The 13,580-nt window shown below is 44.6% G+C and carries 9 protein-coding genes and 1 pseudogene; 8 read left to right on the forward strand and 2 right to left on the reverse strand.

Annotation, left to right across the window (positions count from 1 at the left end; all coding sequences use genetic code 11):
• From AB4384_RS06450 to AB4384_RS06475, 6 genes and pseudogenes are all read left to right on the forward strand, one after another.
• Positions 1–229, forward strand: a pseudogene (locus AB4384_RS06450) (hypothetical protein); the annotation flags it as partial.
• 200 nt (positions 230–429) lie between these two features.
• Positions 430–2,565, forward strand: coding sequence for an LruC domain-containing protein (locus AB4384_RS06455; protein ID WP_102320318.1), 2,136 nt, complete (start codon positions 430–432; stop codon positions 2,563–2,565).
• A gap of 11 nt (positions 2,566–2,576) precedes the next feature.
• Positions 2,577–3,212, forward strand: coding sequence for a hypothetical protein (locus tag AB4384_RS06460; protein ID WP_372129114.1), 636 nt, complete (start codon positions 2,577–2,579; stop codon positions 3,210–3,212).
• Between the two features lie 206 nt (positions 3,213–3,418).
• Positions 3,419–3,733: a hypothetical protein gene (locus tag AB4384_RS06465; protein WP_017061706.1), complete on the forward strand. Its 315-nt coding sequence runs from the start codon at positions 3,419–3,421 to the stop codon at positions 3,731–3,733.
• Between the two features lie 105 nt (positions 3,734–3,838).
• Positions 3,839–4,687 carry a sulfurtransferase gene (locus tag AB4384_RS06470; RefSeq protein WP_017065718.1) on the forward strand — a complete coding sequence of 283 codons (849 nt, stop codon included), beginning with the start codon at positions 3,839–3,841 and terminating at the stop codon, positions 4,685–4,687.
• Positions 4,688–5,072: 385 nt separating this feature from the next.
• Entirely contained in the window at positions 5,073–7,367 is a 2,295-nt protein-coding gene (locus tag AB4384_RS06475; protein ID WP_017068242.1) for a bifunctional diguanylate cyclase/phosphodiesterase, read from the forward strand.
• Between the two features lie 78 nt (positions 7,368–7,445).
• Here the strand turns inward: AB4384_RS06475 and AB4384_RS06480 are convergent, their stop codons facing one another.
• Both AB4384_RS06480 and AB4384_RS06485 read right to left on the reverse strand, forming a co-directional pair.
• Positions 7,446–8,813, reverse strand: coding sequence for a glycoside hydrolase family 18 protein (locus AB4384_RS06480; RefSeq protein WP_372083484.1), 1,368 nt, complete (start codon positions 8,811–8,813; stop codon positions 7,446–7,448).
• A 168-nt stretch (positions 8,814–8,981) separates the two neighbouring features.
• Positions 8,982–9,989, reverse strand: a complete 1,008-nt coding sequence (locus tag AB4384_RS06485) for a sugar-binding transcriptional regulator (RefSeq protein WP_017061711.1) — start codon at positions 9,987–9,989, stop codon at positions 8,982–8,984.
• A 459-nt stretch (positions 9,990–10,448) separates the two neighbouring features.
• Here AB4384_RS06485 and tal point away from each other — a divergent pair, with 459 nt between their 5' ends.
• On the forward strand, positions 10,449–11,399 hold the full coding sequence (gene tal, locus AB4384_RS06490; RefSeq protein ID WP_017071458.1) for a transaldolase: 951 nt from the start codon (positions 10,449–10,451) through the stop codon (positions 11,397–11,399).
• Positions 11,400–11,486: 87 nt separating this feature from the next.
• Positions 11,487–13,478 (forward strand): transketolase, encoded by a 1,992-nt coding sequence (gene tkt / locus AB4384_RS06495; RefSeq protein ID WP_009845572.1) that lies wholly within the window; start codon positions 11,487–11,489, stop codon positions 13,476–13,478.
• Positions 13,479–13,580: the final 102 nt, after the last annotated feature.

Raw genomic sequence — 13,580 nt, forward strand, 5'->3', positions numbered from 1 at the left:
TTTTCATGATCTTGCCCTGGGGTATTCCCTTTATGAATCAAACTCAGATTGTGAATTGATTAACAAAGGAAAGAGTTTACCGTTTGGAGGAGTAAAGGTTTATGGCAAGCATTTTCGATATGTCAGAATAAAAGCTAACGCTGAAAGCATTTTAGCATCCAAAGTGGTCTCAGATATTGTTCCATTCACGAGTGAATACATACAGAGCCTATTAGACAATCACTCGTAATTACCGCCTAAGCTCTTGTATCCTTAGCTCTAATCAAATAGAAATATAAAGGCCTTTGGCTATTTGGATGGCACACTTTCATATTGACACTCAAATTGGAAACTGAACTCGATAAATAATAAAAACCCATTAAATCAAATGCTTAAAACTGGCACGTAACTTGATTGAATATCTAGACCTTCCATCACAAGGATGTAGATATGAGAATTACAACGTTAAGTTTGCTATTAAGTGCCCCTCTAGTCGCCAACGCAGCGCCATTCGATACCTGCCCTAGTCAAGCATACCTCTTTCAGTCGAAACCCGTTGAAGTTTGGGGTGTAAACCTAGTAACAGGTTCAACCACACTGTTAGAAGACGATACGGGTATGAATGCCAATATCAATGGTGTCGGTTTCGACTTTCAAGACAGATATATTTATGGCTATGACACCACCAACAAACGTTTAGTGCGTCTTGGTCAAGACTTCCAAGCAGAAGTTATCAATACCAGTGGCTTACCAACCGATCACACTTTCTATGTCGGCGACGTCTATGACCATGTTTACTACTTGTATCGTACAGGTAAGGGACTATTTACTGTTGACCTCTCTCCTTTAGACTCTGATCCGAATGCGACCGTCACGGTCAACAAAATCGCAGGCAGCCCTGCAACTGTAAAACTGACTGATTTTGCTTTCCATCCAAGTGATGGCTCTTTATATGGTATCGACAATAACTCGGGTGGCTTGTACAGCTTCAACCCAACTACAGGTGCAGAAACCTATATTGGTGATACCGGAGAAACAGGGACGTTTGGCGCAGGTTATTTTGATGTAAACGGCTACTATTACGTATCTCGAAATCAAGACGGTAAGATCTACCGTATCAACCTATCCCCAGATAACGCTGCAAACATCGCTGCAGGTGTCGTTCCTGCTGTAGAGTTCGTATCGAATGGCCCTTCTTCGAATCAAAATGATGGTGCTCGCTGTGCGAATGCGCCTGTCGTAGATGAAGATTCCAACATCGACTTCGGTGACGCTCCAGATACCTATCTAACGTTATTAGCAAGTAACGGTCCTCGACATGAACTAGATGGCGTGACTTGGTTAGGTACAGACGCGCCCGACGCCGATCTTGACGGCTACGTAACACCGCAATCGGATGAAAGCGTGGGTATTGATGATGAGTGGGCAAACGGTGGTATCGGTTTTGTTACCGCACTTGAAGCAGGGCTTGATTCAAAAGTAGTAATTGAAGCTTCAACAACCGGTTACCTTTCAGCTTGGATAGACTGGAACCAAGATGGCAGCTTCGATGGCGCCAACGAGCAAGTGTTTACAGATTACGCGCTCGATGCTGGTGAAAACGATCTATTCCTAAATGTCGACATCAACGCACTAACCGGTACTACGTGGGCTAGATTTAGATTCAGTCAACAAACCAACCTAAGTTACTTTGGCGGTTCAACCTCTGGTGAGGTGGTCGATATTCAAGTCGATGTCCTTAACGATGGCGCCACCGCTCGTTACTTCCCAAGTGCTTCTGGCTACGCAACGCTCGCGTACGAAGATAACTGGCCTTATAAAGCCGACTACGACATGAACGATGCTGTTCTTATGTATCGCATTACTGAGATCCTTAAAGATGGAAAAGTCGTTAAGTCCACTATCGACGGCCGCCTAGCTGCTGTCGGGGCAACGTACAGAAATGGTTTTGCTGTTCGACTTCCTAACCTAGACCCGAGCTTGGTGAGTAGTGGTAGCTCTTACATGAAACACAACGGTGTATTCACTGACCTTGACCTAGAAGATGGACGTAGCGAAGCAATCTTTGTTATCGCCAATGACCTGACAGAAAAAATCAGCACTGGCTGTACCTTCTACCGCACCAGTAATGGATGTAAAGAGGATGAGCAGTTCTCATTCCAAATTGGTATTACTTTAGCCGGTGACGGTGTGAGTACTGGCAGTTGGACCGATATGCCTTACGACCCGTTCATTTTTGCAACGCCTGGGTATTATCACGGTGAAAACCTACCTCTACATCCAGGGCGCAGCTGGGAGGTTCACTTGCCAGACCAAGCTCCAACCGAGGCATTTGATACCACTAACCTCTTTGAAGCTGGATTAGGCGTCGATGACAGTAATCCATCAACAGGTAAATACTTCAAAACAGCAGAAAACCACCCTTGGGCTCTCATAGTAACTTCGGATGACGAATGGGAGTGGCCTCTAGAGTACGTCGATATTGTTACCGCTTACCCAGAGTTTAAAGAATACGCAGAATCCGGCGGTGACACGAACCAAACATGGTACCAATCACCTGCAGACAACCAACGTTACGAACCATAAGGAGAGACGTTATGACTATTCACACTAAACAATATCGAGACAATCATTGCGCTGATTCAAGCCGCAATCTCTCTGAGGAAGAACGTATGTCTGTACAAAGCACTTGGAACATGAAGAAGTCACTAGCCGTTATTTTAGCTGCAGCGCCATTAGTATTAGCCGGCTGTGGAGGCGGCGGCGGTGGGGGCGGAAGTACATCTACGGCATCACCATCTACACCCTCGACACCTGCAACTCCGTCGAATCCGGTAACAGCAACGACTCCGGTAACAGCAACACCATCGCCGTCTCCCGTGACAGGTGCGGTAGCAGCGCAAAGCTATACGATGAGTGATTTAGTGGTACCTGACGGCTTTGACTACAACTCTGTTGAACAGTTTGATCTCAACATTGACATCAGCAGCATGTCGACAGACCGTTCTTTTGTGACCGTTTATAGCCGCTTTAGTACAAGAGATGACTCAACCTTGAAGCCGGATTACTCCAGCAAGGTCATTGCGGGCCCACTAGATAACGGTGTGTTCGCCTCCAACTTTGCAGCACCAGTAAACCATGACGCACTCTTGATAGAGATTTGGTTTTACGATGGTCAACCTCCATTACAACAAGTGGTTTCTAGCGGCGACTCTCAGATTGTCTGGCAGTAAATTGTTTAACAGCAGGTAACTTGTCGTTAGCGAGATCTCTGACGAAACAGAGTCAAAATGGATTGTTTGTAAGTAGGAAGTGAGCAGAAATGCTCACTTTTTTATTTTCGTCGAAGAGCAGTTAATTCAGCTTTCTTAGCGAGTAGCATTCACTTTACCACCAACCTCACTTATATTTTCAACATAACCTTCAAAGACTTACTCTCATGAAACAGTTAAAAATAGGTCTATTTATCTTAATGTGTGGCGTAGGCGTGTTAGTTGCCCTTGCCTATTTCCCGCTAACATCAGAGACGGGGCAACGTATTCAAGCCAAAGTAATTTCGAACACGCTTACTCAATCCTTAGATGGGCACAGGCGTTATCTGACGGTTCAGACAAAAGATAATGACGTATTTCGGCTCTCTATTGCTCCTACCACAGACTGCCCTATTGATTCTGTGGTCGCGCTTGATACATTAAACAATCAAATAACCGGACAAAGCAGTTATCAGTTCATCCACTGTCGAGCTGCACAGTAGCCATCGATGCAACAACGGTATTCGTAAAGCAACTGTATTCGCAAAAGCAACAGTAATCGCTCTACCACTGTATTCGCTAAAACAACAAGAATGGATATAACAATAATGAATCAGCCACTCATCTCACCACAACAACTTCAACAACGTTTGCTAGCAGAAGACAATATCATCATCCTCGACGCCAGCATCGAGTTTCAAATTCCAAGCGAGTCAGAAAAGATCAAAGGACAAATGATTCCTGGTGCTATTCGTTTTGACTACGACAAAGACTTTTGTAACAAGCACACTCTGCTTCCTCACATGTTTCCGAGCGAAAAACACTTCAACACTCGCGCAAAAGAAATTGGCATCAATCAAGACAGTACGATTGTGGTTTACGATAACTCCGGAACCTTCGCTTCTCCTCGTGCGTGGTGGATGTTTATGGCAATGGGACACAACGACGTATTCATCTTAGATGGCGGTTTGCCAGCTTGGATCGAAGCCGGTTACGCGACCGAGACTGACTATCGCACCGAAGTAAAAGCGGGCAATTTTGAAGGCCATATTCAAGACAACTACTTTGTCAGTGCTCAGCAGATTGAAGGTTACTCAACTGACAAGAGCGCAAACATTGTAGATGCTCGTTCTCAAGCTCGTTTCGATTCAGAAGTTCCTGAACCACGTGAAGGCTTGCGTAGTGGCCATATACCGAATTCTATTTGCCTACCATTTGCCCAAGTACTCAAAAACGGCAAGTTAAAGTCCCAAGAAGAGCTTATTGATATCTTTTCAACGCTAGAATTAACGCCTTCTCAACCTATGTTCTTTAGCTGTGGCTCTGGCGTAACAGCTTGCATCATATTATTAGCCGCTAAACTCGCTGGCTATAACGGTGAAATGGGTGTTTACGATGGTTCATGGACGGAATGGGGTGCTAACGACAAACTCCCTATCGCCGTGACTAAAAAGTAATTCAACTTCGCTTAATGCAACTATTAGAATATACTGCGCATGCATAAAGAGCTTACTGATAATGATGGCTCCACGTCTCATGAAGTAAGCCTCTATGTCGCAGTTAACGCTATGTTCATTTGAGACCAAGACTCGATTCACGCCGTTTGATTTGTAACCCACATCAACTTGCTAACCATAATTCGTGATTAATCATAAACTAATCGTTATCGACGTTATGAATACTAATTTTTCACTCAAGAATCTCTGCTCGTAGTCGTTACACTATTTAATCATTAATACTTTCATCATTGATGTTTGTATTTTTCGTTGCATGAATCGCGCTGACAACCCAATAGTTTGTCACTTGCAGTCTGTTAAAAGTAGTAACCAACAAAGGCACCTCATGGCTCTATTTAAGCAAAATATCTGGTCGCTGTACGCGTTTGTCGTACTACTGACCCTGATACTTTTCGCCGCGTTGGGAATAACAAACTGGAAAGCAAACAGAGACGACTTCATAGAGCAGCAACACATTCAGGTTGAGCTTTTTTCTAGCTCCGTCAACTCGCTGCTGACCAGTCAAGAAGCCTTGTTAGAAGTGGTTGGCCATCAACTGGCTCAACAGTCTGATTTCACACGTACTGCATCTATCCAGATTAGGCCAATATTAGACAAGCTACTTGAGACCCACCCTGCGATAGCAGCGTTTGGCTTGTTGAACACCGACGGTGATTACCTCTCGATTAGCTCAAATCTCGAACTTGCGAATCAAAGGAACTTGCTGCAATACGCGCCAACCAGAGGCTCCTTCCTAGATGCCCTATCAAGCAGTAGCATGGTGCTTGGCCGTACCTATTTTCAAGATTCGTTGAATAGCTTAGTCATCCCGCTGAGAAAATCCATTTCAATCGATGGCAAGAAAACCGATGCAGTAATGACCGCAGGGCTACGATTAGACGCAACGATCGTATTTGAAAATAATGCTCACGCCGGAAGTTTCAATACACTAAGCCTGATCAGAAAAGACAGCTATCGCCAGTTTTATTCAAGTGATATTGAATCTGAGAGTGCCTATTCCTCTCCAGTCGGCAAAGATGTCATACAGCGTATTGCAAGTATCTTTACCGACCACTTCGGAATTAGCGTACAAGAAGCGATGAATGGGCAAGAAACCTATTCTTTTGTCGTCGACGATGAAGAGTACCACTCTTTGATGAGCGCGAAATACATCCCAAACTACAAATTATGGGTGGTAGGACGTACGGATCTAACTCACGTCGATAGTATATTCATACAAGAGTTCAGCATTCTTTTCGTTGCCTTTATTTTTCTTCAGTTTGGTTTCTACTTTTTGGTTAAGTCGATTGCCAAGAATGAACAACGGACTCGTAGCCAACTCATTTATCAGGCGAACCATGACCCTTTAACCTCTCTGCCAAACCGTTTGTACATGCGTAGAAACATTGGTAAATGGATTGACGATGAGTCAGAGCCGTTTTCGCTGTTGTTTATCGATATCGATAACTTTAAATGCGTCAATGACACCCACGGGCATGACTTTGGAGATAAGGTTCTCAAACAGATCGCTTTGCGTTTGATGAGGTTCCGATCTCGCCTCAGCCTATTGGTACGTGAATCCAGTGATGAGTTTTTGTTCTTGACGCCCTTGTCGAATGAAGCTGAAATTAAACGACTCGCCAAGCGCATTATTGAAGTGCTTTCTCAACCTTATGAAGTTGAAAGCGCTCAGTTTTTGTTAGGTTGCAGCATCGGCGTAGCGCGTTTCCCAGAACACGGAAAAGATCTGGATAGCCTGTTACGTTCTGCCGATATTTCAATGTACAAAGCGAAACAGCAGCAAAACTCGTACAGTATTTTCACAACGGAAATGCAAGATGCTCATCTCTACAAAATGAAAGTAGAACAAAGGCTACGCATCGCTATCGAGAAACAAACGCTGTTCATGGTTTTCCAACCGCTGGTTCGTGCAAATGAAAGTATTCATGGTGTAGAAGCACTCGTGCGCTGGATTGATGAGGAATTGGGTTTTGTTCCGCCAGATGTCTTTATACCGATAGCAGAGAACACGGGTTTAATGCAAAAACTGGGGACTTTTATTATTGAGTCCAGCATTATGCAGATCGCCCACTTGCACCGAACAACAGAACAAAAAATCGGGCTGTCGATCAACATATCAGTGCGTCAGTTTTCTCATCAATCCTTCTCTGAGCACTTGTTCGCGACACTAGAAAAGTATCAACTCTCTCCTAGCTGTTTAACGCTAGAAATTACCGAGAGCTTGTTCATTGAAGATGTGACTTTGGTGAAACCGACTTTTGAAGCCCTCAAAGAGAAGAATATAAAGATCTCTTTAGATGATTTCGGGACAGGTTATTCATCACTAAGTATGTTGAAAGCACTGCCTATCGATGAACTTAAAATCGATAAGAGCTTTATTGAGAACATTGCTGTCGATCAGCAGTCACTCACCATGGTGCAAAACATCATCGCAATCGGTAAGAACTTCGGCATGGTGGTATTAGCAGAAGGCGTAGAATCAAACGAACACTTCGCAATTCTAAAGGCATGTGGATGTGACTTAATGCAAGGCTATTACTTCTCTCGCCCTATTCCTTATGATGAGCTGGCTACTCACCTAAACAAGAAAGTGACCGAGCACGCGGAATGTTCTGTTTAAGAACGTGAGTTAAATAGACGAGCTAAATAAGGTAGGCGGCTAAACACCTACCTTATTTTCTAGGTATTTTCTGTTCAGTTATTTATTCATTTCACTATGCATAACATCGATCAACTGCCCGGAAGGATCTCCTGATAATTCCCAAGTAAAAATGCCGCCTAGGTCTGATTTCTTCGCCCATTCTGCCTTTGCTTTAATAGAACGCTGATCTTCAAAAGATATGAATACTTTTTTATCTGGGTTCCACAAATAAGGTGCTTGAGCTTGCTCATCATACTTATACTCATAACCTTGTTTACTGCTGTAGTTATTCATAAGATCCCAAAACATGAAGTAACCGTTTTCACCGGTACCAAACTGCGCCCCTTGTTCAGAAACTAGGTCACCTTTAGGCAGCTCTCCAGCAAAGTCTTTTGTCCCTTGCCAGCCTCGACCATAAAAAGCCGCCCCGATCACGAGCTTCTCGCTAGGAATACCTTGCTCTATCATCTGATTAATGAAGACATCAGCTCCCATTCCCCACCAACTGCGCTCTGTGGCATGTAAGTTTGTTGTGTGACCTGTTTGAGTTCCCCAGCCTCCGAGGAAGTCATACGTCATCGCAAACATGTTCGTCAAATATGGGCTAGCTGCGTTCCAATCAATTTGGGCAGCCTTAGCGCCAACACCGACAGCCGTTGAAAGCTCATAATCTCTTTGAGTCGTCTTTGATAGAGCGTCCAAATCACTTCTGATTGTTTTTACTAAAAGAGTAAAAGCTTCACGCTCTAGCGCTTTTTGCTCATCCGTTAGTTTCGTCTCTGGGTTCCAAGGCGAAGTGGTTAAGCCGCCGCCTCCTGGGTATTCCCAATCAAGATCAATACCATCAAAGAAGTCGTATTTTTGGATCAATTCAACAGCAGTTTTTGAAAAGTGCGCAATGGCTTGAGGATCTTTCGCCATCGCATGGAAAGGTTCAGACATTGTCCACCCTCCAAATGAGGGCAAAATTTTGATATTTTGATTGTCGGCCTTCAGTTGAGCTAACTGGGCAAAGTGACCTTTATAGGCGACATCAACACCCACGTCTCCGAAATCGACTTCTAACGCAGCTTCTTTATCCACAATAATCGCGGTATATGGTTGTTTGTCTGCACATTGCTGCTGAATTTGTTTTTGGACGGGCTCACCAGCACCGCTATGAGGACCACACATGCTCAAGAAGGCGTAAATAATATGTGAGAGCTTGTCTGCAGGTATGTCGTCAACGGTATAAGGGTTGTCTTTATTCAGATATTGCCAATCCGCAAAATACCCTGCGACGACTTTATCATCGGCATGTGCCTCAGGTGTGAGCATACAAGCCGTGGTGATTAAGCTAAGCGCAATGACGGAATTAGATTTAAAGATAGAACTTGATTGGTCACTGTTGCTAGAAATAGCGCGTGTGATAAATGACAGTTTCATAATTATCTCCTTTAGTGTGGCTTAACATTAAAGAGTGATAATTCTTTCAACCGCTGAACAAATTCACTATTCGAGTCATGTCTAATAGTTATCCCCCTTATTGCACTGGTTTCATCAGGGGAATTTCCATGATTACTCAAATAGTGAATTCAACGAAGCTTAAGTATCTTACGATTCACTGCTGTTTGGTTTATTCACGCTAAGTTGTTCGTCCAAGTTAAGTACCGTCAAAGCATTACTTACGCTGGTCGCTATCACATCGACCACACCGGTTCTTAGTGCGCCTAATAGAGCTAATGGCTTACTGTTCTCCGCTGCAATGGCAATGACTTCCGCTATTGGGCGAAATTCTTCCAAGGCCAAACCAATCACACGGTCACTCATTACTGTGTTTGCTGTTTTACCGTGAACATCGAAAAAGTCATAACCCGCAAAGTCACCGACGACTCCTTGCAATAAACGAGATTGAACGACCTCACCTGCGGTAAACCAACCTAAGTCGACCATATAGCTGTTTTCACTCATATCACCGATACCGACTAATGCAACATCGGCTTTTCGAGCGAGATCGAGTGTCTGCTTAACGGTGCTGTTTTCCATAAATGCGGTTTTTTGCGCTTTATTCTCGGCATAAGCCGGCGCGTATAAGGTTTCAGAAGATCCACCGTACTTTTTGGCTAGCTGCCTGCATATATGGTCGGCATTAAACATACCGCCTCTTGGGTGAATACCGCCGATACCACACACGAATTTGCAGTCTCGTGGCGTAATTACGCCAGTGTGGTGAGCAACAGACGATACGTTTCGCCCTTGTCCTACTGTCACCACCATACCGTTTTTCAGTGTACTGGTAAGATAGTTAGACACTAAACCAGCAACCTGTAATCGCTGCTTCTCTTCATTTGGTTGGTCTAGTGCTACAAGAGCACGCTTTACACCAAATCGTTCGATCAAACGTTGCTCGATCTTCGCACTAAAGACGGGGTGATATTTCACGGTGATCTCAACAATGCCCTCATCTCGGGCTTGCTTGAGCATTCGACCAACCTTTGCACGGGAGATAGAGTACTTTTTAGATATCTCTTCTTGCGTGGCACCATCTTGATAATAAGCAACCGCTACTTCAGTGAGGAGATCAGTGTTTTCTTCGGAAACATCTTGGATATTCTTACTCATATACCACTCAACCAATATTTAACAATTATTTTACCTGCTTGAAGAACAAATGTTCGATGCTTAAGCAAGTGATACACAAGTTTACACCCCGAACATATGTAACAGCAAGGTACATTTGCTCATAGTCATAACCATGGTTTTGTTGTTGATTAATTCACCTCACTTTGCTCGTTAAACGTTTGCTTGCATAGCCCATGATTACTAGAGCGAAATATATTTGACTGAAGTCACCATACAGTACTATTTACCGTTGACTTTGGGGCTAGATCGGATAAATATGGCTACATCATTTACTCATCGAGCGATCAAATGTTCTGTGCAAATGTTCGTTCGGAGAAAAATTTAAATTAATGTAAGTTTGGCTCACTGGTACAACCATTGAGAACTTCATTAGTTAGCTTGCAAATGCCCACACCTCTCCCATTAATGAGGTGTTATGCGATACATAGGATGATCAAAATGAGCAATAAATTAGAGCAACTTCGTAAACTAACAACTGTTGTAGCTGACACTGGCGATATCGAAGCTATCAGCAAGTACACTCCTGAAGATGCAACAACTAACCCATCTCTAATTCTTAAAGCTGCTCAAATTGCTGAGTACGCTCCTCTAATCGATGCTTCTATCGAATACGCAAAAGCGCAAAGCGGTGATAAAGCACAGCAAGTTCAAGATACTTGCGACATGCTTAACGTGAACATCGGTAAAGAAATCCTAAAAGTTGTACCTGGCCGTATCTCTACTGAAGTAGATGCTCGTCTTTCTTACGACATGGAAGGCAGCGTTGCTAAAGCTCGTCAACTTATCAAAATGTACAACGACGCTGGTATCACTAACGACCGCATCCTTATCAAACTGGCTTCTACTTGGGAAGGCATCCGTGCTGCTGAAATCCTAGAGAAAGAAGGCATCAACTGTAACCTAACGCTTCTATTCTCTTTCGCTCAAGCTCGTGCTTGTGCTGAAGCTGGCGTATTCCTAATCTCTCCTTTCGTTGGTCGCATCATGGACTGGTACAAAGCGAAAGAAGGTCGTGATTTCGAAGCTTCAGAAGATCCAGGTGTAATCTCTGTTTCTGATATCTACAACTACTACAAAGACCACGGCTACAAAACTGTTGTTATGGGCGCAAGCTTCCGTAACATCGGCGAGATCCTTGAACTTGCTGGTTGTGACCGTCTAACTATCGCTCCGCAACTTCTAGCAGACCTAGAAGCAGCAGAAGGCGAAGTATTAGAGAAGCTTATCGACTCTAACGGTACTAAAGAGCGTCCAGCAGCGATGACTCACGCTGAGTTCCTATGGGACCACAACCAAGATGCAATGGCTGTTGAGAAACTGGCTGAAGGCATCCGCAACTTCGCCGTTGACCAAGGCAAACTAGAAGACATGATCGCAGCTAAGCTGTAATCACTCTTACCAAATTCAAATAGGGGAACGTTCAGTTCCCCTAATTTTATCAATTTTGTTTTTCTTAATTTTTATTCGGAAGTTCTTATGAATCGCAAACATCTAGCTAACGCTATTCGTGCTCTAAGCATGGACGGCGTACAACAAGCAAACTCTGGTCACCCAGGCGCACCTATGGGTATGGCTGACATCGCTGAAGTACTTTGGCGTTCTCACTTAAACCACAACCCAGCAAACCCAGAGTGGGCTGACCGCGACCGTTTTATCCTGTCTAACGGCCACGGCTCAATGCTGATTTACTCTCTGCTGCACCTAGCAGGTTACGAGCTTTCAATTGAAGATCTTAAGAACTTCCGTCAACTGCACTCTAAGACTCCAGGTCACCCAGAGTACGGCTACGCACCAGGCATCGAAACAACGACTGGTCCTCTAGGTCAAGGCATTACTAACGCTGTTGGTATGGCTATGGCTGAGAAAGCGCTAGCTGCTCAGTTCAACAAAGAAGGCCACGACATCGTAGACCACTACACTTATGCATTCATGGGTGATGGCTGTCTGATGGAAGGTATTTCTCACGAAGCATGTTCTCTAGCAGGTACGCTTGGTCTTGGTAAGCTGGTTGCTTTCTGGGATGACAACGGTATCTCTATCGATGGCGAAGTTGAAGGTTGGTTCTCTGACGATACACCTAAGCGTTTCGAAGCTTACGGCTGGCACGTAATCCCAGCGGTAGATGGTCACGATTCTGACGCTATCAACGCAGCGATTGAAGCGGCTAAAGCAGACCCTCGCCCTACTCTAATCTGCACTAAAACAGTGATTGGCTTTGGTTCTCCAAACAAAGCAGGTACGCACGACTGTCACGGTGCTCCACTAGGCGCTGAAGAAATTGCAGCAACACGTAAAGAATTAGGTTGGGAGCACGGTCCTTTTGAAATTCCGTCGGAAGTTTACTCAGAGTGGGATGCGAAAGAAGCAGGCGCAGCTAAGGAAGCAGCGTGGAACGAGAAACTTGCAGCTTATGAAGCAGCATACCCTGAGCTGGCAGCTGAATTCAAACGCCGCGTAAACGGTGACCTACCAGCTGAGTGGGAAGAGAAAGCATCGGCAATCATCGCTGATCTTCAAGCTAACCCAGCAAACATCGCATCACGTAAAGCATCTCAAAATGCTCTAGAAGCGTTCGGTGCTATGCTACCAGAATTCATGGGCGGCTCTGCTGACCTTGCGCCTTCTAACCTAACTATGTGGTCTGGTTCTAAGTCTCTTGAAGCGAACGACTTCTCTGGTAACTACATCCATTACGGTGTACGTGAATTCGGTATGACGGCTATCATGAACGGTATCGCTCTACACGGTGGTTTCGTACCATACGGCGCAACGTTCCTAATGTTCATGGAATACGCGCGTAACGCTATGCGTATGGCTGCTCTGATGAAAACTCAGAACATCCAAGTTTACACGCATGACTCTATCGGTCTTGGCGAAGATGGTCCAACTCACCAACCAGTTGAGCAGATCGCTTCTCTACGTCTAACTCCAAACATGAGCACATGGCGTCCATGTGACCAAGTTGAGTCTGCTGTTGCTTGGAAACTAGCAATCGAGCGTAAAGATGGTCCTTCTGCACTTATCTTCTCTCGTCAAAACCTTGCACAACAAGATCGTGACGCTGAGCAAGTAGCAAACATCGCTAAGGGTGGTTACATCCTGAAAGATTGTGAAGGCAAGCCAGAGCTTATCCTTATCGCAACGGGTTCTGAAGTTGAGCTAGCGGTTAACGCTGCTGCTGAGCTAACGGCTGAAGGTAAGAAAGTACGCGTAGTTTCTATGCCTGCAACCGACGCGTTCGACAAACAAGACGCGCAGTACCGTGAGTCTGTACTTCCATCTGACGTAACGGCACGTATCGCTGTAGAAGCTGGCATCGCTGACTTCTGGTACAAGTACGTTGGTTTCGGTGGCAAGATCATCGGTATGACAACGTTTGGCGAATCTGCACCTGCAGGTGAGCTATTCAAGATGTTCGGTTTCACTACTGAAAACGTAGTAAACACAGCGAAAGAGCTTCTAGCTTAATCTTGAATACATTGTCTCGCCCTTCAATGGGTTGATGCATACAGAAAGCCCCGCATGAAAATGCGGGGCTTTTTTTGTCTTTTTGTCCCGTCCTGAAATGTG

Origin of the sequence: Vibrio sp. 10N.261.51.A4 (assembly GCF_041471945.1) — a bacterium.
Taxonomy (GTDB): domain Bacteria; phylum Pseudomonadota; class Gammaproteobacteria; order Enterobacterales; family Vibrionaceae; genus Vibrio; species Vibrio crassostreae_C.

What these genes read in the sequence shown, in the direction of transcription:
- AB4384_RS06480 (WP_372083484.1), bottom strand. Translation starts at nt 8,813, where the DNA reads ATGAAACTGTCATTTATCACACGCGCTATTTCTAGCAACAGTGACCAA.
- AB4384_RS06465 (WP_017061706.1), top strand. Translation starts at nt 3,419, where the DNA reads ATGAAACAGTTAAAAATAGGTCTATTTATCTTAATGTGTGGCGTAGGC.
- AB4384_RS06460 (WP_372129114.1), top strand. Translation starts at nt 2,577, where the DNA reads ATGACTATTCACACTAAACAATATCGAGACAATCATTGCGCTGATTCA.
- AB4384_RS06485 (WP_017061711.1), bottom strand. Translation starts at nt 9,989, where the DNA reads ATGAGTAAGAATATCCAAGATGTTTCCGAAGAAAACACTGATCTCCTC.
- AB4384_RS06455 (WP_102320318.1), top strand. Translation starts at nt 430, where the DNA reads ATGAGAATTACAACGTTAAGTTTGCTATTAAGTGCCCCTCTAGTCGCC.
- AB4384_RS06475 (WP_017068242.1), top strand. Translation starts at nt 5,073, where the DNA reads ATGGCTCTATTTAAGCAAAATATCTGGTCGCTGTACGCGTTTGTCGTA.
- tkt (WP_009845572.1), top strand. Translation starts at nt 11,487, where the DNA reads ATGAATCGCAAACATCTAGCTAACGCTATTCGTGCTCTAAGCATGGAC.
- tal (WP_017071458.1), top strand. Translation starts at nt 10,449, where the DNA reads ATGAGCAATAAATTAGAGCAACTTCGTAAACTAACAACTGTTGTAGCT.
- AB4384_RS06470 (WP_017065718.1), top strand. Translation starts at nt 3,839, where the DNA reads ATGAATCAGCCACTCATCTCACCACAACAACTTCAACAACGTTTGCTA.